Below are 24,080 nucleotides of genomic sequence, written 5' to 3' on the forward strand. Positions count from 1 at the left end.
CCATCACCCGTCGTGGTCACAGCGGCGGCGTCATCACCCGTCGTCACAGCGGCGGCGTCATCACCCGTCGTGGTCACAGCGGCGGCGTCATCACCCGTCGTCACAGCGGCGGCGTCATCACCCGTCGTGGTCACAGCGGCGGCGTCATCACCCGTCGTCACAGCGGCGGCGTCATCGCCCGTCGTGGTCACAGCGGCGGCGTCACCCGTCGTCGTGCCGCCCTCACACAGCGGTCGGGTGATCACGTTGCTGTCCAGCGTCACGGCGCCGTTACGGGCCAACGCACGGCCCTCGATGCTCGTCCCCGTAGTGACACTGATAGAGGTCAAGGCCATGATGGTGCCCACGAAGTCGGAGTTGGTTCCGAGGGTGGCCGAGCTTCCGATCTGCCAGAACACATTGCACGGCGAGGCGCCATTGATGAGGGACACCTGGCTGGCGGATGCCGTCGTCAGCGTCGAACCGACCTGGAACACCCAGACGGCGTCGGGGTCGCCCTCAGCATCCAGGGTGAGCGTGCCAGTAATAGCGGCACTGACAGGGGCGTTGTATACGCCCGGAGTCAGCGTCCGACCACCGAGTTCCACCGGAGGATCGTCGGGGAACGTTACGTCCGGTGCTTGCCCGGCCGCATCGTTGTACGCAGTGGTCAGGTCACTCTGCGCTTGAGCAGCCACAGCATCCGTGACATGTGTAGCCCCGTTGACAATTCCGGGAGGGAATCCGGTGACGGCCGACCCCGGACTCACTCCGAGATCTCCGTTGATCACCGTGGGGCCGGTGTTGGTGACTGCGGAGCCACCCAGTACAGCAAAGCTTTCCGCCGTTCCCAGTTCCACTGCCGTTGCAACGGCGGCTGCCCGTGTAGGTGTGACGGTCACAACGACCAACGCAACCAGCAGGGTTAGTGCCCCCGCGATCCAGGCCGTCATTGTGCTCCGATGCGACGCATCGGAAATACTCAGTCTCATCGAGGGGTCACCTCCCGTGGGGTGGTGACATCCGGCGTTCCTCGTCAACGGAATCGCCTCTTCTGTGGGCGGATCTTACGCAGGCGTCCACCTCAAGCGATGATTCATCGGGTGATGTTGCCGGAGTTGCTCAACGCGAGTTAAGGAATGTATGCAAATATTGGGCCGAATGGCTTTCCTTGCAGCGAGCCTTCCGGATTCGGTTTCGCCTCCCGTCACTCCGGCAGATGGCACTTGCCCTCGTAGGAAGCAGCAGTCTTCCTCGTCTGAGAGGTACTTTCCATGAAATTGAAACAGATGGCAGCGCAATTCCCCCGGATGGCGGCTCGCCCACGCATCCGCACATCCGGCTCCGAATTCCGGAACTCGGATAGAGGTGTCCCGTTACCGGTGTGGCGGTGGGTGTGGCGTCGGCGCAGCGCCGCGGCGGCGGCGACACCCAGCGCGGCCATCCCTGGCGACGGCTCCTGGCGGACCGTGTGTTGTCGGTGGCGACGTACTGGCGAACCGATCTCACGTTGCGACAGGTGGCACCGCTGTCGGGATCTCGAAGTCCGCCGCCGACCGCATCCTCGATCATCTGGCACCGCTGGTGGCCATCTCGCCGGCCCTCCGGACACGCAAGGGCACCGTCTACATTGGCGCCGGCGTAATTGGTGCCCACACGTGACCGCCGCATCGCCGCCATGCCACCTCAGCCCCCGGGCCCGAGCCGGGTCTCACACGCTCTGTCCCGTCTGAAGAACTGGAAGGTCCTCAGCGACTGCCGCCACAAGGGCCATGGCGTTCATCAGGCCATGCTCGGCATCGCCCGACTGCACAACCCGGCCCTCATTCGCCACTTCAGACCCCGTACAAGACAACCTGGAGGACATCACATGCGGACGAGTACGAGGTGAACCGGGATATCGTGCCCGCAGAAAGAGACGCATCCAGCGCCGCTCTTGTCCTGGTTCTTGTCCAGTGCACTGACGGACCCCGCAGTTCACCTCGATACACGCAGCGCCTCTGCTGCCGTGCGAACGTCCGTGGACCCTCGTGAACGGTCGTGCGGACAGTTGGAAAGCGTGTTGAGGGCAACCCCTCACGAGTTCGAATCTCGTATCCTCCGCCAGCCCAGAGGGCCGGGCCGCGAAAGCGGTCCGGCCCTCTGGCGTTTCCCCGTCCCGATGGGCTCGAAGTTGGCGTAGAGGTCGCGCGGGCGGCCGCTCCCGCCTGTGTGGCGGGCGTCACGCTTGTCGGTGTCGCCTAGCCCGTCACCCGTACCGGGCGGGACACCGTCACCTGATCCACCGCCGACACCCGGACCGTCACCCTCATCGTCCAGGTCCCCGGGATGGGCAGGTCGAGGGAGTCGGCGGCCCAGTAGCCGCCGCGGTCCGTGACCTTGGTGTCCAGGGGGCCGAGCCGCTGGACGGGGAGGGTGAGGGCGACACGGAGTTCGGGGACCGCGGCCAGGCCGCCGTCGGGGCCGTAGACCACCGCCTGGACGGAGTTCCTGCCGACCCGGCCCGGGTCCAGGGTGACCTGGACCGTGCCGCGGCCGCCGGGTGTGCCGACGTCGAACGGGATCGAGGTGACGGACGCCGTCGGGATGCCGGCCGTCGGCGCGCCGGAGTCCGCCGCCTCGGTGGCGGCCCGGCCGGGCAGGGTGCTGGTCAGGAGGGTCGTCAGAACCAGGACCAGCAGACCGACGCCCGCTTCGGCCAGCACCGAGCGGCGCAGGAGGCGCAGGGAGATCGCGGGGGGCGGGACGGGCGTGGCGGGGGGCGGGGCGGGAGCGGACGGCTCCGGGGGGAGAGGCGGGCCGGTGGCCGGTTCGGGGACGCGGGCGAGGGCCGCCGCCACCGGCGCGCCCGCCCGGGCCAGACGTGCCGTCCAGGTGCGGGAGCAGGCCGCCGCCAGGAGCAGCGCGGTCACCGCCGCCAGCTTGGCCAGCAGGGTACGGCCGTACGTCGTGTCCGTGAGCGCCTGCCAGGAGCCGAGGCCCCGCCAGGACTGGTAGACGCCGGTCAGGGTCAGGACCGTCACGGAGGCGAAGGCCAGGCGGGAGAAGCGGGTGAGGACCGTGACGGGCACCGGTGACGTGCGGCGCAGCGTGCACAGGAGGGCGGCCAGGCCGCCGAGCCAGCTCGCCATGGCCAGCAGGTGCAGGGTGGCCGAGGTGATCGCCAGGGGGACCTGGACGCCCGCCGAGGCGTGCTCGGCGGCCGCCCAGGTCAGGGAGAGCGCCACGGAGAAGAGCGCGGCGGCCGCCAGGGTGGTGCGGCGGGGGAGCCAGGCGCGGCGGGTCCTCAGGAACGCCGCGAGGACTCCGGCCAGCAGCAGCAACCCCAGCCGGACGAGAAGGAGTTCGCCGGGCCGGGTCGTCGCCGTGCGGGTGAGGGAGGAGAGGGACAGGGCGTTCACCGGAGAGGTGCCCTCCTCGTACGGCGCCCGCAGCAGGAGGAGGACCGTCGTCGAGGCGAGGAGCGTGCCGGCGGCGGCCAGGACGGGGGCTCGCAGCGGGGCGGGCGTGGGCGGGCGGCAGTACGCCACGAACGCCGCCGCGCCCAGGAGGAGGGCCACGGAGAGGTAGGCGAGGTAGCGCGCGATGTTGTACAGGGCCGTGGTGGCGGCGTCCTCCGTGCGGTCCGGTGCCGGGCTCGCCGTCGTCGCCGTGCGCTTGCCGATCGAGAAGGTGAGCGCGCCGGAGACCGGGTGGCTGTCGGCCGACACGACCCGCCAGGCGACCGTGTAGGTGCCCTCGGCCGGCTTGGCGGGGAGGGTGACGCGGGCCGTGTCGGAGCGGCCGGGGGCGTGGTCGGCGGGGCCCGTGCGGACGCGGTGGTTCTCGGGGTCGTAGACCCGGAAGGAGTCGGTGAGCAGGCCCACCGACTCGGTGAAGGTGAGGGTCAGGTGCCGGGGGGCCGTCCGCAGGACGGTTCCGTCGGCGGGGTCGGACCCGCGCAGGGCCGCGTGGGCGGAGGCGGGGGCCGCCGCGCCGAACAGCATCAGCAGCAGGCCCGCGCAGAGCAGCGTCAGCCGCCCCGGCCATCGGTGTCCGTCGCGCACCTCGCCCCTCCCGTCGTCCGCCCGCCCGCGGGGCCTTGCACCCGGCACCCGGGCGGGCCCGCCGGCCGCCGCCCGGTCGTCCGTCGGCCGAACGGTCACCCGCCCGGTCGCTCAGGGCCGTTCGACCGTCCGCAGGCCCTCTGCATAGGTACGGGGAGATCGGCCGTCGTGCTCACCACGTCGTAGGTACGGGGAGACCGGCCGTCGCGCTCACCACCTCGTAGCCACGGGAGATCGGCCGTCGTGGTCACCACGTCGGACGGGCCGTCACGCCGCCGTCCACCACGAGGTCGTGGCCGGTGATCCAGGAGGCGAGCGGTGAGGCCAGGAAGACACAGGCGTCGGCCACGTCCTCGGGGCGGCCGAGGCGGCCGGTGGGGGCGGCGGCGAGCCAGCGGCGCACGCCGTCAGGCCAGGCCTCCGCCAGCCCCTCCCGCTCGATGAGGCCGGGCGAGACCGTGTTGACGCGGATACCGGCCGGGCCGTACTCCAGCGCCGCCGCGCGGGCGTGCGTCACCACCGCCGCCTTGGCCGCGCCGTAGTGGGCGTGCCCGGGGGCGGGTCGGCCGGCCTCGATGGAGGCGATGTGGGTGATGGTGCCGCCGCCGTGCGCGCGCAGGTGCGCGGCGGCGGCCTGGGTGCAGGCGAACACGCTGGTGAGGTCGGTGTCGACCACCGTGCGCCACTCGGCCGCCGTCATGCCGGGCAGGGGCTGGACCGGCTGGACGGCCGCGTTGTTGACGAGGGCGGTGAGGCGGCCGCCGGACCAGTCCGTGGTCTCCTCGATCAGACGGCGGCAGGCGTCCTCGTCCGTCAGGTCCGCCTGGAGTACGACGGCCTCGCCGCCCATGTCCCGGATGCGCGCGGCCACTTCCCCGGCCGCGGCGAGCGCCGTACGGCAGTGGAGGGCCACCGCCGCGCCCTCCTGGGCGAAGCGCAGGGCGATGGCGCGGCCGATGCCGCCGCCCGCCCCGGTCACCAGGGCGGTCTGTCCGTCGAGCAGGCTCATGGGCGGCACAGTTCCCCGATCAGGGCGGCCTCGCCGGGGTAACGCGCCGTGAGGTCCCGCACGTTCCCGTGTTCGTAGTCCGCGTAGGTGAATCCGGGCGCCATCGTGCAGCCGAAGAAGGTCCAGGCGCCGCCCGGGGCGACGCGCGCGCCCATCCAGGTGCCGGCCGGCACGGTCAGCTGGACCTGCTGGCCCGACCGTAGGGCGGGGCCCAGGACGGCGGTCCGGGTGGTGCCGTCGGGGGCGAGGAGAAGGAGGTGGAGCGGGTCGCCCAGGTAGTGGTGCCACACCTCGTCGGCGGGCAGCCGGTGCAGGGCGGAGAAGTCGTCCGCGGTGAGCAGCGCGACGATGGCGGAGCCCTCGGGCCGGCCGTCCGGCCGTTCGGGCCCCGCCCAGGTGCGCCGGAAGAGGCCGCCCTCGCGCGGTATGGGTTCGAGTCCGTAGTGAGCGATCAGCTCTTGCGGCGTCGTCCCGCCGGACGGTGTCTCGTCCGGCGGTGTCCCGTCAGGCGTCGGTTCGTCGGGCCTCGTCACCCGGGGAAGGCTACCGCCCTTTCCAGGAAAGCCAGTTGGGCGTGCTTGGGCGGCAGGTGGACGTCGGGGAGGTCCACCTCGGGGAGGACGACCGCCGGCCCGCGCAGAAAGCCCTGGCGTTCGAAGCGGGCGATCGCCTTGGTGTTGCGGACGTCCGGGTCGACGACGATCCGGCTCCGGTCCAGGGCCAGCAGCGCGTACGAGGTGATCGCGGTCAACAGGGCCGTGGTCCAGCCCGGTCGGGCACCCTCGGCGCCGGCGGGGCCGAGGAGGAGATGGATGCCGAGATCGCCGGGGCGTACGTCGTAGCACTCGCCCACCCGGTCGGCGGCGGGTTCGTACGTCTGGAGCAGGGCGGCCGGCTCGCGGTCCTTGGTGACCAGGAAGGCATGGTGGGTGTCGAGCGTGGCCAGCTGGGCGTAGATCTCGGTGACCTGAGCCCGGGTGAGGCCGGTCATGCCCCAGAAGACGGCGCGCTCCTCGCTCACCCAGGCGTGGATCACCTCCGCGTCCGCCTCCGGGTCGAGGGGGCGGACGTGGACGGTGCCGTAGCCGTCGATGTGCTGTTCGTACAGGTCAGTCATGGGTTTCCTCGGTGCGTTCGAGCAGGGACCAGTCGGTGACGATGGGGGCCAGTTCTCCCGCGAGCCACAAGGGGAGCTGGTCATGGTGGTGCGGGGTGCCGGGGACGCCGTCGGCGCCGAACGGGACCGCCCAGCGGCCCCGGGCGCGGTCGGCCAGGTCCCAGACGTAGCGGGCGGCCGGGCCGCGGGCGGCGCGGTCGGTGATGCCGGGGACGGCCGAGGTGCACAGCACGCAGTCGTGGTCGCCGGCCAGTCCGGGTTCGGTGTACGGCTCCCCCGGCCGCCCGGACCGCCCCGGCTCCCCCCGCTCCCCCGGCCCCTCCGGTCCTTCCGGTCCTTCCGACCCCTCCGACCCTTCCGGTCCTTCCGGTCCTTCCGGTCCTTCCGGTCCTTCCGGTCCGTCAGGAACGGCCCGCCAGGGCGTCAGACGGTGGGTGTCCGACCAGGTGCCGGCGGGCGGCGCCGCGGCCACTTCCTCCAGGGCCGCGCGGACGGCCGCCGGGCGGTCGATGCCGTACAACTCCTCGGCGCGCAAAAGGTGTTCGAGGGCGTAGCCGATGCGCGGGACCAGGGCCAGCCACGGCAGCAGGACCTCCGGGTAGGCCGGGGGCTCGGTGAGCGGGGCGAACACCGGGTGGGCGGCGAGGCGGCGTACGACCGCGCCGCGCACCGCCGCGTAGGCCGCCGCGTCGGTGCTGTCGGCGTCCATGCGGCGGTTCCAGGCGAGCAGCCGGTCGCGCAGACGCGCGGCCTGCGGGGTGAGGCCGTCGAGGGCGGCGAGGTGGCCGAGGAGGGGGCCCGCGGAGGCGAGGTGGGTGTCGGTGTGGATCGCGGGCATGCCGTCGGCGGTCCAGGTGCGGCGCGCGTCGAGGAGGGCGCGGATGCGGGCGGCGCGGTGCGGTGGGGCGAACTCGACGCCCAGGGGGGCGGCGGGGCCGCGCTGGTTGGCCATCACCGCGACGCCGTCCGTCACGCCGGCGTACGGCGTCGGGTGCGCGCCGTGCCATGCGTGGCCGGGTTCCCAGGCGGGCACCGGGTGCAGGCGGTTGGCTTCCGCGCGGACCGGTACGTAGCCGGCGACGCGGTGGAGGAGGCCGCCCTCGGTGTCGGCCGCCTGTACGACGTTCACGGGCTCGGTCCAGGCGTCGAGGGCGCGGTCGACGTCGGCGACCGTGCGGGCGCGCAGGAGGGGGAGCAGGGCGCTGAAGCCGAGGTCTTCCGTGACGCGGGGCGGGTAGCGGAGGGCGAGCGCCTCGGCTTCGCCTTCGGGCAGGATGCCGCTTCCGCCGGCACCGCCGGTGCGGCTCCCGCCGTCGGGTGCGGCCGGCCCCTGCGGATCGTCCCCGCCGCCGGTGGCCGCCGAGCCCTGCGGATCGTCCCCGCCCCGCGGATCGTCCCCGCCGCCGATGGCCGCCGAGCCCTGCGAGTCGTCCCCGCCGCCGGTGGCCGTCGGGCCCTTTCGGCCGTGCCCGGTGATGCCGGCCTCCAGGCCCTCCGGGCCGCCTGCGATCACCGGGCCCCGCTCCGTCTCGATCAGTTCGATCTCGATCGGGGGCTCGCCCGCCGTCTCCACGGTCTCGGTGTGCCGGGTGGCCCGGTGCCAGGCGCCGTCCGGGCCGAGGGACTCGATGCCGGCGCCGGTGCGGCGCAGACGCTCGCGGTAGAGGTCCTGGTAGTCCGCCATGGCGTTGGTGATGGCCCAGGCGACCGTGCCGGTGTGGCCGAAGTGCGCGATACCGGGGACGCCGGGTACGGCCAGGCCGACGACGTCGAACTCGGGGCAGGAGAGGCGGATCTGCTGATAGACGCCGGGGTCCTCGATGAAACGGTGCGGGTCGCCGGCGAGGAGGGCCTGTCCGGTGCCGGTGCGGTCACCGGAGACGAGCCAGCCGTTGCTGCCGGCGGTGCCGGGGCCGTCGGTGGCGAACAGCCGGACGGCGTCGGGGCCGAGGTGCCGCATCGCCTGCTCGCGCCAGAGCTTGGCGGGGAAGCCGGCGAAGAGGATGTGGGTGGCGAGCCAGACGCCGAGCGGCGTCCAGGGCTGCCAGCGGCCGGGGGTGAGGCCGGTGCGGGCGAATTCGGGGGCGCGGCGGGCACCGGCGGGCAGGCCCGCGTTGACGCCGTCGACGTACGCACGGACCCAGTCGGCCGTCTCGGGGTCCCGGCGTTCCAGCGCGGCGAAGCAGCGGCGGGCGGTGTCGTCGAGGCGGGCCCGGCGGGCGAGGACGTCCCAGGAGAGGGCGCCGGCGCCGAGGAAGGCGGCCGAGGTGCCCTGCGAGCGGTGGCGCTCGACCTCCAGTTGCCAGGCCCGGTCGTGGGCGGTCACCCGGCCCTGCGCGTGGGCGAGTTCGCGGGTGCTGGACGCACGCAGATGGGGGACGCCCCAGGCGTCTCTGTAGGTCTCCGTGGTCACCCTGGGACCCCCTTTTGTTTTAGGTTAGCCTTGCCTAAGTTCTGGTGGAGGAATCGTACGCGAGGGGTGGCGGGGCCATGGGGCAGGGCCGGGGCTGGGAGGGGGCGGTCCTCAGACTGCTGCGCGCGAAGGACTTCGTGTGCACCGTGGTCGAGACCGAGGACGTCACACCGCACTACCGGCGGCTGCGGCTGAGCGACGGCGGGCTGCTCGCCGCGACCGGTGTCCACCCCACGATGTGGGTACGGCTGTGGTTCTCCGCCGGCGGCCGGCCGCACCAGCGGGCCTTCACCCTGGTGGACCCGGACCCGCTGACCGGCACCTTCGGCCTGGAGTTCGCCCTGCACGAGGGCGTCGCCGCCGACTGGGCCCGGTCGGCACGGCCCGGCGACACGATCGAGGCCACCGTCCAGGGCACCGGCTTCGAGCGGCCCGACCCCGCGCCCTCGCACCTCGTCGCGATCGGCGACCCGGCGTCCCTGCCCGCGATCAACTCCCTGCTCGGCGCGCTGGACTCCCTGCCGGCGACCCTCTGGTTCGAGGGCGGCCTGGACGGCCTGCCGTGCCGTGCCGACGCGTCCCGCCACGAGATACGGCAGATCCCGCGCCGTGACGCGGGCGCCCACCTGGTCGAACGGGTCCGTGCCGAGCTGCCCGCCGTGCTCGAGGGCACCACCGACCCGTACGTGTGGATCGCCTGCGACACGGCGACGACCCGGACGCTCGCCTCGTACGTCCGCAGGGACCTGGCCGTACCGAAGCAGCGCATCCATGCCCTCGGCTACTGGCGCGCGGACTGAGCGGGCGGGCGAGGCCGGGTGGGGCGGGGGATCATCTCCGTATGGACGTCACTCTGCATCTCGCCCAGGACCCGGAGGCCGACGCGCTGCTCGGGCGCTCCCCGCTCGCCGCGCTGGTGGGGATGCTGCTCGACCAGCAGGTGCCGATGGAGTGGGCGTTCAAGGGACCCCGGACCATCGCGGACCGGCTCCACGCCGAAGACCTGGACGCGCACGAGATCGCCGCGACGGACCCCGAGGCCTTCGCCGCGCTGCTCTCCGACAAGCCCGCCGTGCACCGCTACCCGGGCTCGATGGCCAAGCGCATCCTCCAGCTGTGCCAGTACCTGGTCGAGCACTACGACGGGGACGCGGAGGCGATCTGGCGGGGCGTCGACAGCGGGGCCGAGCTGCTGAAGCGCCTGGAGGACCTGCCGGGCTTCGGCAGGCAGAAGGCGCAGATCTTCCTCGCGCTGCTCGGCAAGCAGCTCGGGGTCACGCCCCAGGGGTGGCGGGAGGCCGCGGGCGCGTACGGCGAGGCGAAGTCCTTCCGGTCCGTCGCCGACATCACCGGTCCGGAGTCACTGGCCAAGGTGCGCGCCCACAAACAGGAGGCGAAGGCGGCGGCGAAGGCCGCCAAGGCCGCGGGCAGGTGAGGGATACGCCGGTCGGCCCACCCGGGTGGCGGAACCGTCCGCCGCGTTCCGAGCATGGACCATGACCGAGGCACCGAACAGCGGCCCCGAATGGGGCCGTGAGTACGACGACCGGCACGTCCACTCGGCCCACCCGCCGGGCGGCCGCCACGAGGCCGAACCCCCCTTCGAGGGCCCCCTGCACGCCCTGTCGCAGGCCGCCTGGCAGATCGTCCTGCTCGCCGGGATCGCCTCGCTGATCGTCGGGATCCTGGTACTGGTCTGGCCCGGCCCCTCGCTGCTCGCGGCCGGTGTCCTCTTCGGCCTCTACCTCCTGATCAGCGGCGTCTTCCAGTTGGTGTCCGCGTTCGGCACGCACAAGACGACCTCGCTGCGTGTGCTGGCCTTCGTCAGCGGTGCCCTGTCGATCCTGCTCGGCCTGTTCTGCTTCCGCGGGCCCATGGAGTCGATCCTGCTGCTCGCCCTGTGGATCGGCATCGGCTGGCTGATCCGCGGGATCACCCAGACGCTGGCCGCCGCCCACGACTCGCGGATGCCCGCGCGGGGCTGGCAGATCTTTCTCGGGGTCGTCACCTTCCTCGCCGGCGTCGTGCTGATCGTCTCGCCCTTCGAGTCCGTCGCCGTGCTGACCGTCGTCGCGGGCATCTGGCTGGTCGTGGTGGGGATCGTGGAGATCGTCACGGCGTTCCGCATCCGCGCCGTGGCCGGGCGGGTACCGCAGACGCTGTGACGGCCGCCGTCACGGGCGGCCTCGGCGAACGCGCCGCGCCCCTCGTCAACAGCGCGCCCCACCGATACGCCGAGCCAGCGAATCTCGCGCCCGAGGTGCTGCCCCGACCGCCCGGCACGGGGAGACAGCTGACGTGAGCAGGGCCGCGAACACCCCCCGGAGCCGTACCTGGCCGCGGGTGCTCGTGCTGCTCCTGGTCCTGTGGATGCCCGCGGCCCATGTGCAGCTCCAGGCGGCCCCGGCCCTCGGCGTGGCCTCCGAGACCGGCGAGCACGACGTCCTCGGCACCGTCCTGCGGCCCCCCGCCCGCGCCGTGCACCGGGCCGACGTACCCGAGCGCCCCGCTCCCCTCCCCGCCCCGGCGCCCGCCCCGCCCGCGGCACACCCGTGCCCCGAGACGCCGAGGGTGCCGTACGCCACGCCCCTGCTGCGCACGGTGGTCCTGCGCTGCTGACAGACCCGCGCTCCGCCCAGGTCAGTCGGCTCGACGCAAGGAGCACAGCCATGCCCATGGACCCGTACGCCGTCCTGCGCGCCCTGCTGCGCGCGGAGGCCCGACGCGGCACGGCAGCCAAGCCTGACAAGCGGCAGCCGGAGCCGCAGCGGCCGCCCGAGGACCGGGACCGCTGAACCGGAACCGGCGGGGGCGGCTACCGCCTCCGCCGGGCCGTGCCGAACAGGGAGCGGGTGATCTCGCGGCCGATCTGGGTGCCGACCGAGCGGGCCAGGGACCTGAACATCCCGCTGTTCACGACCTGTTCGACCAGCGACGGCTCCTCCTCGGGGGTCCTGGACCGGGGAGCCCTGGACGTGGGGGTCCCGGGCTCGGGAGCCTCGGCCCTCGGCGCCTCCCGAGGCGGCCGCTCCCCGGGCCGAGCGCTCAGCCTCTCGTACGCCGACTCGCGGTCCACAGCCTGTGCATAACGGTCGTGGAGCGAGGACCCGCGGACCGCCTGGTCCAGTTCGGCCGCGTCCACCGGGCCCATCAGGGACTCCGGGGCGCGCAGCCGGGTGGCGGCGACCGGGGTGGGGGCGCCGTTCTCGCTGAGCACGGTCACCACGGCCTCGCCGGTGCCGAGGACGGTCAGCAGCTCCTCCAGGTCGTACGCCGACCTCGGGAAGGTCCGCACGGTGGCCTTCAGGGCCTTCTGGTCGTCGGGGGTGAAGGCGCGCAGGGCGTGCTGGACGCGGTTGCCGAGCTGGCCGAGGACGTCGGCGGGCACGTCCTTCGGGGTCTGGGTGACGAAGAAGACGCCGACGCCCTTGGAGCGGATCAGCCGCACGGTCTGCGTGATCGAGTCCAGGAACGCCCGGGAGGCGTCGTCGAACAGCAGATGCGCCTCGTCGAAGAAGAAGACGAGCTTGGGCTTGTCGGCGTCGCCGATCTCGGGCAGGTCGTGGAAGAGGTCGGCCAGCAGCCACATCAGGAACGTGGAGAACAGCTGCGGCTTGTCCTGCACGGCCGCGAGTTCCAGTACGGAGACGATGCCCCGGCCGTCCTCGGCCGTGCGCAGGAAGCCGGCCGTGTCGAACTCCGGCTCGCCGAAGAAGTCCGCCATGCCCTGTGCCTCGAAGGCCGTGAGCGAGCGCAGGATCACCCCGGCCGTGGCGCTGGACAGGCCGCCGATGCTCTTCAGCTCCGCCCTGCCCTCGTCGGAGGTGAGGAAGGCGACGACCGCCCGCAGGTCCTTGAGGTCGATCAGCTCCAGACCCTTGGTGTCGGCGTAGTGGAAGACGAGGCCGAGGGACTGCTCCTGGGTCTGGTTGAGCCGGAGCACCTTGGACAGCAGCACCGGGCCGAAGCTGGTGATCGTGGCGCGTACCGGGATGCCGTGGCCGAGGCCGCCGAGCGCGAAGAACTCCGCCGGGAAGCCGGCCGGCGTCCACCGCTGTCCCACTTCGGCGGCCCTCCTGCGGACCCGGTCGCCCGGCTGCCCGGGGCGGGCGATACCGGACAGGTCGCCCTTGACGTCCGCGAGGAACACCGGCACGCCCTGCGCCGACAGCTGCTCGGCGATCAGCTGGAGGGTCTTGGTCTTTCCGGTGCCGGTGGCGCCCGCGACCAGGCCGTGCCGGTTGAGCATGGGCAGCGGGACGCGGACCGGGGCGCCGGCGTGGCACTGCGCCTCCCACAGGAGGGCGCCGAGGTCGAGGGCGGGACCGGTGAAGGCGTACCCGGAGGCGATCTTCTGCGCCTCGGCCGGGAGCGCGGCATCCCCCCGCGGGGTGGTGGGCGGCACCGTCTCGCTGTCACTCATGTCCGGCCTCTGTTCCCGGTTGTAGCCCATTTGACTGCTTTGCGGCATCTTTTCAAGCGTTGCACTCCGCCGCCATGGCTGCGCCCGGAACGTCTGGGCCGGTAGGCTTTCCGTGTGATCTTCAAGCGCATCGGAAACGGCCGGCCGTACCCCGACCACGGCCGGGAAAGCACCCGGCAGTGGGCGGACGTCGCGCCGCGCCCGGTCCGCCTCGATCAGCTCGTGACCACCAAGCAGCAGCTCGATCTGGAGACTCTGCTCGCGGAGGACTCGACGTTCTACGGCGACCTCTTCGCGCACGTCGTGAAGTGGCAGGGCGACCTGTACCTGGAGGACGGTCTGCACCGCGCGGTCCGCGCCGCCCTCCAGCAGCGCCAGGTGCTGCACGCGCGCGTGCTCGAACTCGACTGACGCGGCGCGGCAGGGCCGTTGGCCCTTTCGGGTTCCGCTGAGCGGCATCGGCTGATCATCAGATAGGCATCGCCGCTCAGGCGCACTACGCTGCGTTCATGAGCATGCTGACTCCCCCCGGCATGGGCGGCAAGTACCGGATCACGGGGGACACATACCCTCGGATGCGACCGCCCCGGCGCCGGGGCAGGCTCATCGCCGCCGCGGTGGCCTCCGTCGCGGTGCTCGGCCTCGTCGGCTGGGGCACCCTGCAGCTCATCGACGTCTTCACGGGCGGCGACGAGAAGTCCTCGGCGTCCGGCTCCACGGAGAAGTGCCGCACCAAGGCCGCCCACGCCGCCCCGGTCAAGGCGCTGCCGCCCCGGCCCGGCACGATCACCGTGAACGTCTACAACGCCACCAAGCGCACCGGGCTCGCCAAGGACACCGCGGACGAGCTGAAGAAGCGCGGCTTCAAGATCGGTGACGTGGGCAACGCGTCCAAGGAGTTCGACAAGAAGGTCAAGGGCACCGGGATGCTCCTCGGCCCCGCCGCGGCGCAGAACACCTCGCTCCCGGTGCTCGCCACCCAGCTGGCCGGCGCCGAGCGCCGCACCGAGGCGGGGCGCAAGGGGGCCGCGCTCGATCTGATCCTCGGGGACGGGTTCAAGGGGCTGGCCAAGCCGGCCGCCGCCGCCCAGGCGCTGACCGCGCTGACCGCGCCGGCACCTTCGGCCGACCCGGCGAAGAAGAGCTGCTGAGCGACCCCCACCGACCGGCGAGGAAGAACCGCCGAGCGTCCGCCGCCGACGCGGCGGGGGCGGAACCGGGGAACTGCGCCGTGCTCTTCGGGCATGGTCCGGCCGTGGCCGGTCGCACAGTTCCCCCGCGCCCCCCTTGGGGCGCGCCGCGCCTTCGGGACGCCTGAGCGGTCCGGTTACTCCGCCGCGCCGTACAGCCGGTCGCCCGCGTCGCCGAGGCCCGGGACGATGTAGCCGTGCTCGTTGAGGTGGTCGTCCACCGCCGCCGTCACGACCGTCACCGGCGTGCCCGCCAGCTCGCGCTCCATGACCTCGACGCCCTCGGGGGCGGCCAGCAGGACCACGGCCGTCACATCGTCGGCACCGCGCTTGATCAGCTCCTGGATCGCCGCGACCAGCGTGCCGCCCGTGGCCAGCATCGGGTCCAGGACGTACACCTGGCGGCCCGAGAGGTCCTCCGGCATGCGCGTCGCGTACGTGGAGGCCTGCAGGGTCTCCTCGTTGCGGATCATGCCCAGGAAGCCCACCTCGGCCGTGGGCAGCAGCCGCACCATGCCGTCCAGCATGCCGAGACCGGCCCGCAGGATCGGCACGACCAGCGGACGGGGCCGGGCGAGCTTGACGCCGGTGGTGGTGGCCACGGGCGTGTCGATGTCGACCGCTTCGGTGCGCACGTCCCGCGTGGCCTCGTAGGCGAGCAGGGTGACCAGTTCGTCGGCGAGCCTGCGGAAGGTCGGGGAGTCCGTGCGCCGGTCGCGCAGCGTGGTGAGCTTGTGGGCGACCAGAGGGTGGTCGACGACGTGGAGACGCATGCCCATAACGGTACCTGCGCTCCGCACCCCCTGGTGCTGGCGTCAAACCGCCCGTCCGGGGGAAAGTGGGAGGGACGGACTGGGGAGGTGTGACGTGCCTGACCTGCCTGACCTTCCCGGGGAAGCGCCCGGGACCACCGAGGCCGCGGCCGATTCCGCGGCCCCCGAGACGGACGCCGAGCGCCGGCGCCGACGCGCCCGGTTCCTGCGCGAACTCGCCGAGGCCCGCGCACTGCGCGCCCGGGTCCAGCCGCGACGCGCCAAGGCCGCACGGCTGCGCCACGCGATGCGGATGCGGACGTTCCGCTGGTAGGGAGGGAAGCCGTGAGCAAGGCCCGGTAGGGAAGTTGGCGACCCGGAAGATCCACGGCCCCGCCGGTGTTCGCGTGGTGGACGTGCGTGAGCGCCCGCGAAATCCGCGTACGATCCGCAGGTGGCGGCAATGAGTGCGCTGCTGGGTCGATGACGGATCCACGATCGAAACAGCCAGACACAGGGAGCCGAAGACGTCCCCTGAACGCCTTGTTTCTGCCACGATTCCGAGTGGGTGGGGCTCGGAGCCCAAGCTCTCTCCGCCCATGTACCTCCGCCGGGGGGACCCCCAACCGGCACGCCTATGACCAGTGGGAGAGTCACGGTGTACTTCGCCGCACTGCTCGCGCGCACCGAAGACGGGTGGGAAGCGAGCGACACAGAGCTGGACGATGTGGAGACCCTGTCGGATCTGGCCGACCTGGCCCGGGAAGCCTCTCCCGACGATGACACGGTGCTCGTCCTGATCGAGCAGGAGGACGCCTGGTTCGGCGTCGTCCGCGTGGACGGTGAGGACGACCCTCGCATCTACGTCTCGGACGCCGCAGCCGCCGCCCGCAGCGCCTACGGTGAGCTGCTGCTCACCGACGAACTGCTCGGCCGGGAGCCCGGCGCCGACGACGGCCCGGACCTGGACGCCCTGGACCTCGACGGCACGGAGGACGGTGAGTCCGAGGACGACGGCGAGGACGACGAGGGTGCCGCCGCCGACGCGGTGCCGCACAGCCCGGTGGGCGACAGCGAGATCCTCGACGACCTGGGCATCGGCGAGAAGGAACTGCGTGCCCTGGACGCCGATGACGCGCTCAGCTCGATCGCCGAGGCCCTGGGTGCCTCGGAGGTGCTGGAGACCGTCCGCTGACCGCCCGGGACGAGGACGGCACGGCAGGCGTCCCGGACCCGGTGCGCGACCGCTGGCGGGCCGCGATGCGGCTCGCCCTGGACGAGGCCGACCGGGCCGTCCGGGGCGGTGACGTCCCGGTCGGCGCCGTCGTGCTGTCCCCGGACGGTACGACGGTGCTCGGAGCCGGGCACAACGAGCGCGAGGCGACCGGCGATCCCACGGCCCACGCGGAGGTCCTGGCGATCCGGCGGGCCGCCGCGAGGCTCGGGCAGTGGCGGCTGACCGGCTGCACGCTGGTCGTCACCCTGGAACCGTGCACGATGTGCGCGGGCGCCATCGTCCAGTCCCGGGTGGACCGGGTCGTCTACGGCGCCCGGGACGACAAGGCGGGCGCGGCCGGCTCCCTGTGGGACGTGATCCGGGACCGCAGGCTCAACCACCGGCCGGAGGTCGTCGAGGGCGTCCTCGCGGCGGACTGCGCCCATCTCCTCACGGAGTTTTTCCGGGACCGCTGAATACCGATTTCAAACCCTGCCCCACCTTGCTGTAAGGTCTCCCTCGGTAGCGTGTCCGAGCGGCCGAAGGAGCTCGCCTCGAAAGCGAGTGTGGCGCAAGTCACCGAGGGTTCAAATCCCTCCGCTACCGCCGAAAGACGAAGGGCCCGGTCCGATGGACCGGGCCCTTCGCTTTGCTCCGGGGCGCCCCCCGTCCGCTGAACGGGACCCTTGTGCGATTATCAACAGCGCTCCGGGCAGTCAGCGACAGGGGGAGGCCGCGGTGGCGGTGAACGCCAAGAAGATCGCCGTGTACGCGCTCGTGGTCTTCGCGCTGTACGTGATCATCACGGACCCGGCCAAGGCGGCCGACTACGTCCAGATAGGCTTCGAGGGCATATCGGACGCCGCCAAGGCCATAGGCGACTTCATGACCTGGGTCGCCCACGGAGGAAAGAGCTGAGGTACACCCCATGATCCGCCACTTGGTCCTGTTCAAGCTCAACGAGGGCGTCGGGCGCGACGATCCGCGGGTCGTGGCGGGCGTGGAGGCCTTCAGGGCCCTCGGCGGCCGGATCGAGGAGCTGCGCTTCTGGGAGTGCGCCTGGAACATCAGCGACCGGCCGATCGCCTACGACTTCGCGATCAACTCGGCCGTGGAGGACACGGACGCCCTCAAGCGCTACCTGGAGCACCCCGCCCACCAGGCGGGCGTGGCGCTGTGGCGCGAGTTCGCCACGTGGGTGATCGCCGACTACGAGTTCTGAGGCGCCGACCCCAGCAGCCCTCCGCCGGAACGGCGGGGGGCTTTCTTGCGTCCCGGATCCCAACTTGTCGATTTCCGACCACAACACGGTGTAATGCGGTGCTTGAACACAGTGCACATGTCTTGTGATGCTATGACCGCTTTTGACGGATGATTGACCGAAGAAGAGGTGGCGTTGACTGTGTCGGCCAGTACTGCGCCACCCCAGCCGGAGGCGCCCGCCGAAGCCCCTCCGGCGCCCGAGAAGCGCCGCGGCGCCGACACCCGAGCCCTGACCCAGGTGCTCTTCGGCGAGCTGAAGCAGCTCACGCCGGGCACTCCGGAGCACAACCGGGTACGGGGAGCGCTGATCGAGGCGAACCTCCCGCTCGTACGCTACGCGGCCGCCCGCTTCCGCTCCCGCAACGAGCCGATGGAGGACGTGGTCCAGGTCGGCACCATCGGTCTGATCAACGCCATCGACCGCTTCGACCCCGACCGGGGCGTGCAGTTCCCGACCTTCGCGATGCCGACCGTGGTCGGAGAGATCAAGCGGTACTTCCGGGACAACGTCCGCACGGTCCACGTACCGCGCCGGCTGCACGAGCTGTGGGTGCAGGTGAACAGCGCGACCGAGGACCTCACCACGGCCTTCGGGCGCTCACCGTCCACCGCCGAGATCGCCGAACGCCTGCGGATCAGCGAGGAGGAGGTGCTGTCCTGCATCGAGGCGGGACGCTCGTACCACGCCACCTCGCTGGAGGCCGCGCAGGAGGGCGACGGACTGCCCGGACTGCTGGACCGGATCGGCTACGAGGACCCGGCACTGGACGGCGTGGAACACCGCGACCTGGTCCGCCATCTCCTCGTCCAACTCCCCGAGAGGGAACAGCGAATCCTCCTGCTGCGCTACTACAGCAATCTCACCCAGTCCCAGATCAGCGCGGAACTCGGCGTCTCCCAGATGCATGTGTCGCGACTGCTCGCCCGGAGCTTCCAGCGGCTGCGCTCCGCGAATCGGATCGACGCATAGCCCCACGGACACAGTCGCCGTCGCAGCGATGCACAGCGGGTGTTCGGCCGATGCATAGCGGGCGCACGGAAGCACGGCTCGAACAGCACTGCATCGCAAACCCGAGCGATCGGTAACCGGTGCGAGCGAATCGCTCACCAGGGCAGTTGCCGACAGTTGTGCCCCGAATAAGCGTCAGACCCCCTCTTTCCAGGGCCGATTCGGCTTCAGCATGTCGACATGTCACTACAGCGTGTTGCCGACATGTGACATTCTGCGGGAAGCGCGTTTGCCGAGGCTCCGGCTCCGGTATTCAGGTGAAGGCTGCGTTGCTCGAAAGGCAGCACCGCCGCGACCGTCCCGCGACCCAAAGGGGGTGGCATGTCCGCAGACCAGGGCAGCTCGAAGGTGCTGACGCCCACGATGAGCGAGGCAGCGCCCAAGCAGCTCGACGCTATCGACGTCCTCGACGACGTCACGGCCCTCGACGCCGTGCCGGCCCCGGCCGACCCCTCCGCCGTTCCCGCGGAGGCTGCCCCGGCCGTGCAGGCCTCGGCGGACATCGACACCCGTACCCTGTCCCGCTCCCTCTTCCTGCGGCTCGCCGCGCTCGACGAGGACAGCCCGGAGCGGGCCTACGTCCGGGACACCCTCATCGAGCTGAACCTGCCGCTGGTCCGCTACGCGGCCGCGCGCTTCCGCTCCCGCAACGAGCCGATGGAGGACATCGTCCAGGTCGGCACCATCGGCCTGATCAAGGCGATCGACCGCTTCGACTGCGAACGGGGCGTGGAGTTCCCGACCTTCGCGATGCCGACGGTCGTCGGGGAGATCAAGCGGTTCTTCCGCGACACCTCGTGGTCGGTGCGCGTCCCGCGCCGGCTCCAGGAGCTGCGCCTGGCGCTCACCAAGGCCAGCGACGAACTGTCGCAGAAGCTGGACCGCTCCCCGACGGTGACGGAACTGGCCGCGGTGCTCGGTGTCTCCGAGGAGGACGTGGTCGACGGCCTCGCGGTCGGCAACGCCTACACCGCCTCCTCGCTGGACTCCCCGGCCCCCGAGGACGACGGCGGCGAGGGCTCGCTGGCCGACCGGCTCGGTTACGAGGACAGCGCGCTGGAGGGCGTGGAGTACCGCGAGTCCCTCAAGCCGCTGCTGGCCAAGCTCCCGCCGCGCGAGCGCCGGATCATCATGCTGCGCTTCTTCGCCAACATGACCCAGTCCCAGATCGGCGAGGAGGTCGGCATCTCCCAGATGCACGTCTCCCGGCTGCTGACCCGGACCCTGGCGCAGTTGCGGGAGGGCCTGATCTCCGACTGAGGCTTCAGTTCTGACGACCCGTCAGTCACACTGGCCCGATGCTGCGAGCGACAGGGTCGGGCAGGGTCGCAGGGGCGACGCGTACGACATGGACTCGTGGCCGCCGAGGCGCCGTGACGGCAGCATCGGCGGCCGTCGTCTGTCTGGGCGGGGTACTGGCCGCGTGCGCGGGCGGCGGTCCGGGCGGCGGCTTCGCCGCGGTCGGCGCGGGGGACGGTCCGGGCCCGCAGGGTCCGGCCGCCGCTCCGAGCGGCTCCGTGACCTTCGTTCCGCTCGACGGAGGGCGGGGACGAGGCACGGGCCGGGGCGGCCACACCGCCTCGGCCACCGCCGGTCCGGGCCGCGCCGACGGTCGCGGACGGGTCGGCGGACCGGAGCGGACCGCCCGGGGCCAGGCCTCCGGCCCGAGTCAGGGGATCCCCTCCGGCACCTCGGGGCCGACCGGCGACACGGGCGGCGGCGACAGGCCCGGTCCGACGACGCCGACGCCCGCCCCGACCATCCCCGCTCCCGGGCACACCTCGACCCCACCCGTATCGCCGGCCGACCTCTCCTGGGGAGAGCCCGCGACCGAGGACACGGACCGGCGCTGGTGCCAGAAGGTGACCCTCGGCTTCCGCAACTCCGGCGGCACGGCGGTGCGTTCGGGTGCGGTGACGTTCGGGACCCACGTCATCGGCGCGCTGGGCATCGACTGGGGGACGGTCGAGTCGACCGAGGAGCTGCCGGTGCCGGTCGGGCCGGGGGCGCGTACGGACCACACCTGGACGGTGTGCGTCGACGCCTGGCGGGTACCGCTCGGCATGCACATCGAGACGCGGGACGTCTCCGTCCGGTGGGAGTGATCCCTACTTCAGCGCCAGCCAGGCGACGCCGGCCACCACGACGAGCGCCACGATGACACCGACGATCAGGCCGATCCGGGGACCGGTGGAGGCGGCCGCCTGCTGCTGCCGCCCCTGGGGAGCCTCGTCGACGAACGCGCGGAACATCTGGGTGCTGCCGGCGGGGTCGTAATTGCCCTGGGGGCCCTGGGTGTTAGCCATGGCCCGAGACCCTAGCGAATCCAGGTGAGCGACCCAAGTGCGGGGCCACCAGGACAGACAGGGGCACGCCACCCGCGACCACCTGCATATTTACGCTAGCAATACTTGCCTTTGCCAAGTTTTTGCGTCAGCGCACCCCGATTTGTTTGCCTGCAGCAACCAAGCACCGTATGGTTGCCCCAAGCAACGAATACGGGAGGTGTGATGGCCGAGCAGGCGCAGTTCGAAGAGCTGGCGCGTCAGCTCAGCGCCGTCGGAGCCGTGAAACGGGACATGGGGCGGATCCTGCCGCCCGACTGCCCGGCCGGGTCGGCCGCCGTGCTGACGCTGCTCGGCCGCCACGGGGACATGCGCATGAGCAAGCTCGCGGAGCTGCTCTCCGTGGACATGTCGGTGACCAGCCGGCATGTCGCGCACGTCGCCGCACGCGGCTGGATCGAGCGGTCCTTGGACCCCTCGGACAAGCGCTCGCGCATCCTGCGCCTGACGCCCCAGGGGCTGGAGCAGCTGGACGAGCTGTCCCGGCGGACCACGGATCTGCTCACCGAGCGGCTCGCGGACTGGAGCGACGAGGACGTCGGCCAGCTGATCCGGCTGATGACACGCCTGCGCGCGTCCTTCGGCGACTGCCGTTCCGCCCCGGTCCGGCACTCCTCCGCGGCCGCCCCCGTATACGAAGAGACCACCCGTACACCCGCAAACACGTAAGAGAAGGAAGCCCATGGCAACGACCACACCAGCCGGTGTGCGGGCTCACGCCAAGCACGGGGGAGGCTCAGGCCACGCCCCGATGACGCACCGGCAGATCATGGAGGCCCTGTCCGGGCTGCTGCTCGGCATGTTCGTGGCGATCCTGTCCTCCACGATCGTCTCCAACGCCCTGCCGGAGATCATCGGCGACCTCGGCGGCGGCCAGTCCGCCTACACCTGGGTGGTCACCGCCGCCCTGCTGTCGATGACCGCGGCCACTCCCCTGTGGGGCAAGCTCGCCGACCTGTACAGCAAGAAGGCTCTCGTCCAGATAGCCCTGATCATCTACGTGGTCGCCTCGATGGCGGCCGGCCTGTCGCAGAACCCCGGCATGCTGATCACCTTCCGGGTGTTCCAGGGCATCGGCGTCGGCGGTCTGTCCGCCCTGGCGCAGATCGTCATGGCGGCGATGATCTCCCCGCGCGAGCGCGGCCGTTACTCCGGCTACCTCGGCGCCACCTTCGCCGTCGCCACCGTCGGCGGCCCGCTGCTCGGCGGAGTCATCACCGACACCTCCTGGCTGGGCTGGCGCTGGTGCTTCTACGTCGGCGTCCCCTTCGCGATCATCGCGCTGATCGTGCTGCAGAAGACCCTGCACCTGCCCGTGGTCAAGCGGGAGGTCAAGGTCGACTGGGGCGGCGCGACCCTCATCTCCGCGGCCGTCTCCCTGCTGCTGGTCTGGGTCACCTTCGCCGGTGACAAGTACGACTGGCTGTCCTGGCAGACGTACGCGATGGTCGGCGGTTCGATCGCCCTCGGCGCGCTGTTCGTGCTCGTCGAGTCCAAGGCGAGCGAGCCGATCATCCCGCTGCGCCTGTTCAAGAACCGCACGATCACGCTGGCCTCGCTGGCCTCGCTGTTCGTCGGCATCGCGATGTTCTCCGGCACGGTGTTCTTCAGCCAGTACTTCCAGCTGGCGCGGGACAAGTCCCCGACGATGTCGGGCGTCATGACCATCCCGATGATCGGCGGTCTGTTCGTCTCCTCGACCGTCTCGGGTCAGTTCATCACCCGCACCGGCCGCTGGAAGGCGTGGCTGGTCAGCGGTGGCGTGCTGGTGACGGCCGGCCTGGTGCTGCTCGGCGGCATCCGGTACGACACCGAGTACTGGAAGATGGCCATCTTCATGGCCCTGCTGGGTCTCGGCATCGGCATGATGATGCAGAACCTGGTGCTCGCCACGCAGAACCAGGTGGCCCCCTCCGACCTCGGCTCGGCCAGCTCCACGGTGACCTTCTTCCGCTCCCTCGGCGGTGCGGTCGGCGTCTCCGCGCTGGGTGCGGTGATGTCCCACAAGATCACCGACTACGTCAAGGACGGCGTCTCCACCCTCAGCCCCAAGTACCAGGCCGCCCTGGCCGGGGGCTCCGGCTCCACCGACAGCATCCCGGACATGGACAAGCTGCCGGCCCCCATCCGGACGCTGCTGGAGAGCGCCTACGGCCACGGCATCGCGGACGTCTTCCTCATCGCCGGCTGCCTCGCCGCCGTCGCGTTCCTGATCACGCTGTTCATCAAGGAGGTCCCGCTGAAGACCAAGGGCGCGCTCGCCCAGTCCGCCGAGGGCGCGGCTCCCGTGACCGACCCGGCCGCCGCCCCCGTCGTCGCCGAGGCCCAGGCCCCGGCCGCCGAGCCGGTCCCGGCCGCCGTCGCCGCCGCTCCGGCCGCCGAGGGCACGGCCACCGCCACGGCCATCCGGCAGCTGACGGCCGTCGCCACGGCGGAGCCCGGAGCCTTCGGCGGCACCCCGGTGCACGGCTTCGTCCGCGGCGCCGAGAGCGCCCCGGTCCCGCAGGCCGCGGTCACCCTGATCTCGCTGTCCGGCCGCCAGCTGGGCCGCTCGGTCGCCCAGGCCGACGGTTCCTACGCGGTGGACGCCCCCGGTACCGGCAGCTATGTCCTGATCGCCTCCGCCGACGGCTACCAGCCGCAGGCCTCCACCATCGTGGTGGGCGAGGAGCCGCTGCCCTACGACATCCTGCTCAGCGGCACCAGCGGTCTCACCGGTGTGGTCCGGGCCGCCGGGAGCGCGCTGCCGGTCAAGGACGCGATGGTGATCGTCACCGATGTGCGCGGGGACCTGCTGGCCACCGCCGCCACCGGGGAGCAGGGCGAGTTCGCCTTCGGCGAGCTGGTGCCGGGCGTGGTGACCGTCGCGGTCAACGCGGGCGGGTTCCGGCCGCGCGCACTGCCGGTCGAGGTCGGCGCCACCGGGGTCACCCGGATCGAGGTCGACCTGGACGCCGGTGCCCGGCTGCAGGGGGTCGTGAAGGCCCCGCACGGTCCGCTGGCCGATGCCCGCGTGACGCTGGTCGACCAGGCCGGCAACGTGGTCGGCACGGCCACCACCGGCTCGGACGGGGCGTACGCCTTCACCGACCTGGACAACGGCGAGTACACCGTCATCGCCACGGGCTACCCGCCGGTGGCCACGGCCCTGTCCGTCTCCGGCATCGGAGTCGACGGCCACGACATCGAACTCGCCCACCCCGGCGAGTAGTTCGACCACGGCCCGGGGGGGGGGGGGGGGGGGGGGGGGGGGGGGGGGGGGGGGGGGGGGGGGGGGGGGGGGAGAGGCGCGTTGTTTCTTTTGAGGGGAAAAGAGGA

At 72.0% G+C, this 24,080-nt stretch carries 26 protein-coding genes, 1 tRNA gene and 1 pseudogene; 19 read left to right on the forward strand and 9 right to left on the reverse strand.

The window, feature by feature from the left end:
• A partial coding sequence (locus ACZ5CW_RS27780) for an ice-binding family protein (RefSeq protein WP_468605997.1) occupies positions 1 to 971 on the reverse strand: 971 nt, incomplete at its 3' end.
• Between the two features lie 392 nt (positions 972 to 1,363).
• Here ACZ5CW_RS27780 and ACZ5CW_RS27785 point away from each other — a divergent pair.
• Positions 1,364 to 1,804, forward strand: a pseudogene (locus ACZ5CW_RS27785) (transposase family protein); the annotation flags it as partial.
• Positions 1,805 to 2,219: 415 nt separating this feature from the next.
• On the opposite strand, the gene ACZ5CW_RS27790 reads toward ACZ5CW_RS27785, so the two are convergent.
• The 5 genes from ACZ5CW_RS27790 to ACZ5CW_RS27810 all read right to left on the reverse strand — a co-directional run bounded on the left by ACZ5CW_RS27790 (position 2,220) and on the right by ACZ5CW_RS27810 (position 8,564).
• Positions 2,220 to 3,965 carry a copper resistance CopC/CopD family protein gene (locus ACZ5CW_RS27790; RefSeq protein WP_468606285.1) on the reverse strand — a complete coding sequence of 582 codons (1,746 nt, stop codon included), beginning with the start codon at positions 3,963 to 3,965 and terminating at the stop codon, positions 2,220 to 2,222.
• 307 nt (positions 3,966 to 4,272) lie between these two features.
• Entirely contained in the window at positions 4,273 to 5,034 is a 762-nt protein-coding gene (locus tag ACZ5CW_RS27795) for an SDR family NAD(P)-dependent oxidoreductase (protein ID WP_468605999.1), read from the reverse strand.
• A complete protein-coding gene (locus ACZ5CW_RS27800) occupies positions 5,031 to 5,489 on the reverse strand; it encodes a cupin domain-containing protein (protein WP_468606287.1) in 459 nt (152 codons plus the stop codon). Before ACZ5CW_RS27800 ends, ACZ5CW_RS27795 begins: the two co-directional genes overlap by 4 nt.
• Positions 5,490 to 5,563: 74 nt before the next feature.
• On the reverse strand, positions 5,564 to 6,151 hold the full coding sequence (locus ACZ5CW_RS27805; protein WP_468606001.1) for a GNAT family N-acetyltransferase: 588 nt from the start codon (positions 6,149 to 6,151) through the stop codon (positions 5,564 to 5,566).
• The gene (locus tag ACZ5CW_RS27810; RefSeq protein WP_468606003.1) at positions 6,144 to 8,564 is read right to left on the reverse strand and encodes a penicillin acylase family protein; all 2,421 of its coding nucleotides are present in this window, start codon (positions 8,562 to 8,564) and stop codon (positions 6,144 to 6,146) included. The genes ACZ5CW_RS27805 and ACZ5CW_RS27810 overlap by 8 nt, the downstream gene beginning before the upstream one ends.
• A 77-nt stretch (positions 8,565 to 8,641) precedes the next feature.
• Here ACZ5CW_RS27810 and ACZ5CW_RS27815 point away from each other — a divergent pair, with 77 nt between their 5' ends.
• The 5 genes from ACZ5CW_RS27815 (at position 8,642) to ACZ5CW_RS27835 (ending at position 11,359) form a co-directional block, all read left to right on the forward strand.
• Positions 8,642 to 9,364 carry a siderophore-interacting protein gene (locus ACZ5CW_RS27815; RefSeq protein WP_468606005.1) on the forward strand — a complete coding sequence of 241 codons (723 nt, stop codon included), beginning with the start codon at positions 8,642 to 8,644 and terminating at the stop codon, positions 9,362 to 9,364.
• Positions 9,365 to 9,405: 41 nt separating this feature from the next.
• The gene (locus ACZ5CW_RS27820; RefSeq protein ID WP_468606007.1) at positions 9,406 to 9,999 is read left to right on the forward strand and encodes an HhH-GPD-type base excision DNA repair protein; all 594 of its coding nucleotides are present in this window, start codon (positions 9,406 to 9,408) and stop codon (positions 9,997 to 9,999) included.
• Between the two features lie 61 nt (positions 10,000 to 10,060).
• Complete coding sequence (locus ACZ5CW_RS27825) at positions 10,061 to 10,729, forward strand: HdeD family acid-resistance protein (protein WP_468606009.1); 669 nt, start codon at positions 10,061 to 10,063, stop codon at positions 10,727 to 10,729.
• 133 nt (positions 10,730 to 10,862) lie between these two features.
• Positions 10,863 to 11,183, forward strand: coding sequence for a hypothetical protein (locus ACZ5CW_RS27830; RefSeq protein ID WP_468606011.1), 321 nt, complete (start codon positions 10,863 to 10,865; stop codon positions 11,181 to 11,183).
• 50 nt (positions 11,184 to 11,233) lie between these two features.
• Positions 11,234 to 11,359 (forward strand): hypothetical protein, encoded by a 126-nt coding sequence (locus ACZ5CW_RS27835; RefSeq protein ID WP_468606013.1) that lies wholly within the window; start codon positions 11,234 to 11,236, stop codon positions 11,357 to 11,359.
• Between the two features lie 20 nt (positions 11,360 to 11,379).
• Here ACZ5CW_RS27835 and ACZ5CW_RS27840 read toward each other — a convergent pair whose 3' ends face one another.
• Positions 11,380 to 12,987, reverse strand: coding sequence for a helicase HerA-like domain-containing protein (locus ACZ5CW_RS27840; protein ID WP_468606015.1), 1,608 nt, complete (start codon positions 12,985 to 12,987; stop codon positions 11,380 to 11,382).
• Between the two features lie 114 nt (positions 12,988 to 13,101).
• Between ACZ5CW_RS27840 and ACZ5CW_RS27845 the strand changes: the two genes are divergently transcribed.
• Together ACZ5CW_RS27845 and ACZ5CW_RS27850 are read left to right on the forward strand one after the other, a co-directional pair.
• Entirely contained in the window at positions 13,102 to 13,398 is a 297-nt protein-coding gene (locus tag ACZ5CW_RS27845; protein ID WP_004943146.1) for a type II toxin-antitoxin system VapB family antitoxin, read from the forward strand.
• Positions 13,399 to 13,496: 98 nt separating this feature from the next.
• The gene (locus ACZ5CW_RS27850; protein WP_468606017.1) at positions 13,497 to 14,138 is read left to right on the forward strand and encodes a LytR C-terminal domain-containing protein; all 642 of its coding nucleotides are present in this window, start codon (positions 13,497 to 13,499) and stop codon (positions 14,136 to 14,138) included.
• Positions 14,139 to 14,314: 176 nt separating this feature from the next.
• On the opposite strand, the gene upp is transcribed toward ACZ5CW_RS27850, so the two are convergent.
• Positions 14,315 to 14,950 carry a uracil phosphoribosyltransferase gene (gene upp / locus ACZ5CW_RS27855; protein WP_468606019.1) on the reverse strand — a complete coding sequence of 212 codons (636 nt, stop codon included), beginning with the start codon at positions 14,948 to 14,950 and terminating at the stop codon, positions 14,315 to 14,317.
• A 94-nt stretch (positions 14,951 to 15,044) separates the two neighbouring features.
• Between upp and ACZ5CW_RS27860 the strand changes: the two genes are divergently transcribed.
• The 9 genes from ACZ5CW_RS27860 to ACZ5CW_RS27900 all read left to right on the forward strand — a co-directional run bounded on the left by ACZ5CW_RS27860 (position 15,045) and on the right by ACZ5CW_RS27900 (position 20,522).
• Positions 15,045 to 15,263 (forward strand): hypothetical protein, encoded by a 219-nt coding sequence (locus ACZ5CW_RS27860; RefSeq protein ID WP_468606021.1) that lies wholly within the window; start codon positions 15,045 to 15,047, stop codon positions 15,261 to 15,263.
• A gap of 324 nt (positions 15,264 to 15,587) precedes the next feature.
• Positions 15,588 to 16,124 (forward strand): tRNA adenosine deaminase-associated protein, encoded by a 537-nt coding sequence (locus ACZ5CW_RS27865; protein ID WP_468606289.1) that lies wholly within the window; start codon positions 15,588 to 15,590, stop codon positions 16,122 to 16,124.
• Between the two features lie 65 nt (positions 16,125 to 16,189).
• Positions 16,190 to 16,621 carry a tRNA adenosine(34) deaminase TadA gene (tadA, locus tag ACZ5CW_RS27870; protein ID WP_468606291.1) on the forward strand — a complete coding sequence of 144 codons (432 nt, stop codon included), beginning with the start codon at positions 16,190 to 16,192 and terminating at the stop codon, positions 16,619 to 16,621.
• 45 nt (positions 16,622 to 16,666) lie between these two features.
• Positions 16,667 to 16,751, forward strand: a tRNA-Ser gene (locus tag ACZ5CW_RS27875).
• Positions 16,752 to 16,883: 132 nt separating this feature from the next.
• Positions 16,884 to 17,063: a hypothetical protein gene (locus ACZ5CW_RS27880; protein WP_366016427.1), complete on the forward strand. Its 180-nt coding sequence runs from the start codon at positions 16,884 to 16,886 to the stop codon at positions 17,061 to 17,063.
• 10 nt (positions 17,064 to 17,073) lie between these two features.
• Positions 17,074 to 17,367 carry a Dabb family protein gene (locus ACZ5CW_RS27885; protein ID WP_468606023.1) on the forward strand — a complete coding sequence of 98 codons (294 nt, stop codon included), beginning with the start codon at positions 17,074 to 17,076 and terminating at the stop codon, positions 17,365 to 17,367.
• A 174-nt stretch (positions 17,368 to 17,541) separates the two neighbouring features.
• The gene (locus ACZ5CW_RS27890; protein WP_468606293.1) at positions 17,542 to 18,378 is read left to right on the forward strand and encodes an RNA polymerase sigma factor SigF; all 837 of its coding nucleotides are present in this window, start codon (positions 17,542 to 17,544) and stop codon (positions 18,376 to 18,378) included.
• Between the two features lie 360 nt (positions 18,379 to 18,738).
• Entirely contained in the window at positions 18,739 to 19,677 is a 939-nt protein-coding gene (locus tag ACZ5CW_RS27895; protein ID WP_468606025.1) for an RNA polymerase sigma factor SigF, read from the forward strand.
• A 113-nt stretch (positions 19,678 to 19,790) separates the two neighbouring features.
• Positions 19,791 to 20,522: a hypothetical protein gene (locus ACZ5CW_RS27900; RefSeq protein ID WP_468606027.1), complete on the forward strand. Its 732-nt coding sequence runs from the start codon at positions 19,791 to 19,793 to the stop codon at positions 20,520 to 20,522.
• Between the two features lie 3 nt (positions 20,523 to 20,525).
• Here the strand turns inward: ACZ5CW_RS27900 and ACZ5CW_RS27905 are convergent, their stop codons facing one another.
• Positions 20,526 to 20,723: a hypothetical protein gene (locus tag ACZ5CW_RS27905; protein ID WP_468606029.1), complete on the reverse strand. Its 198-nt coding sequence runs from the start codon at positions 20,721 to 20,723 to the stop codon at positions 20,526 to 20,528.
• Positions 20,724 to 20,927: 204 nt separating this feature from the next.
• On the opposite strand from ACZ5CW_RS27905, the gene ACZ5CW_RS27910 reads away from it, so the two are divergent.
• Together ACZ5CW_RS27910 and ACZ5CW_RS27915 are read left to right on the forward strand one after the other, a co-directional pair.
• Positions 20,928 to 21,431: a MarR family winged helix-turn-helix transcriptional regulator gene (locus ACZ5CW_RS27910; RefSeq protein WP_468606031.1), complete on the forward strand. Its 504-nt coding sequence runs from the start codon at positions 20,928 to 20,930 to the stop codon at positions 21,429 to 21,431.
• A gap of 82 nt (positions 21,432 to 21,513) precedes the next feature.
• Positions 21,514 to 23,973, forward strand: a complete 2,460-nt coding sequence (locus tag ACZ5CW_RS27915; RefSeq protein ID WP_468606033.1) for an MFS transporter — start codon at positions 21,514 to 21,516, stop codon at positions 23,971 to 23,973.
• Positions 23,974 to 24,080: the final 107 nt, after the last annotated feature.

This window comes from Streptomyces sp. NPDC031379, assembly GCF_055569615.1.

Coding starts and splice junctions, on each gene's coding strand:
- ACZ5CW_RS27790 (WP_468606285.1), bottom strand. CDS start 3,965: ATGCTGTTCGGCGCGGCGGCCCCCGCCTCCGCCCACGCGGCCCTGCGC.
- ACZ5CW_RS27795 (WP_468605999.1), bottom strand. CDS start 5,034: ATGAGCCTGCTCGACGGACAGACCGCCCTGGTGACCGGGGCGGGCGGC.
- ACZ5CW_RS27805 (WP_468606001.1), bottom strand. CDS start 6,151: ATGACTGACCTGTACGAACAGCACATCGACGGCTACGGCACCGTCCAC.
- ACZ5CW_RS27815 (WP_468606005.1), top strand. CDS start 8,642: ATGGGGCAGGGCCGGGGCTGGGAGGGGGCGGTCCTCAGACTGCTGCGC.
- ACZ5CW_RS27820 (WP_468606007.1), top strand. CDS start 9,406: ATGGACGTCACTCTGCATCTCGCCCAGGACCCGGAGGCCGACGCGCTG.
- ACZ5CW_RS27825 (WP_468606009.1), top strand. CDS start 10,061: ATGACCGAGGCACCGAACAGCGGCCCCGAATGGGGCCGTGAGTACGAC.
- ACZ5CW_RS27835 (WP_468606013.1), top strand. CDS start 11,234: ATGCCCATGGACCCGTACGCCGTCCTGCGCGCCCTGCTGCGCGCGGAG.
- ACZ5CW_RS27840 (WP_468606015.1), bottom strand. CDS start 12,987: ATGAGTGACAGCGAGACGGTGCCGCCCACCACCCCGCGGGGGGATGCC.
- ACZ5CW_RS27850 (WP_468606017.1), top strand. CDS start 13,497: ATGAGCATGCTGACTCCCCCCGGCATGGGCGGCAAGTACCGGATCACG.
- upp (WP_468606019.1), bottom strand. CDS start 14,950: ATGCGTCTCCACGTCGTCGACCACCCTCTGGTCGCCCACAAGCTCACC.
- tadA (WP_468606291.1), top strand. CDS start 16,190: ATGCGGCTCGCCCTGGACGAGGCCGACCGGGCCGTCCGGGGCGGTGAC.
- ACZ5CW_RS27885 (WP_468606023.1), top strand. CDS start 17,074: ATGATCCGCCACTTGGTCCTGTTCAAGCTCAACGAGGGCGTCGGGCGC.
- ACZ5CW_RS27895 (WP_468606025.1), top strand. CDS start 18,739: ATGTCCGCAGACCAGGGCAGCTCGAAGGTGCTGACGCCCACGATGAGC.
- ACZ5CW_RS27905 (WP_468606029.1), bottom strand. CDS start 20,723: ATGGCTAACACCCAGGGCCCCCAGGGCAATTACGACCCCGCCGGCAGC.
- ACZ5CW_RS27910 (WP_468606031.1), top strand. CDS start 20,928: ATGGCCGAGCAGGCGCAGTTCGAAGAGCTGGCGCGTCAGCTCAGCGCC.
- ACZ5CW_RS27915 (WP_468606033.1), top strand. CDS start 21,514: ATGACGCACCGGCAGATCATGGAGGCCCTGTCCGGGCTGCTGCTCGGC.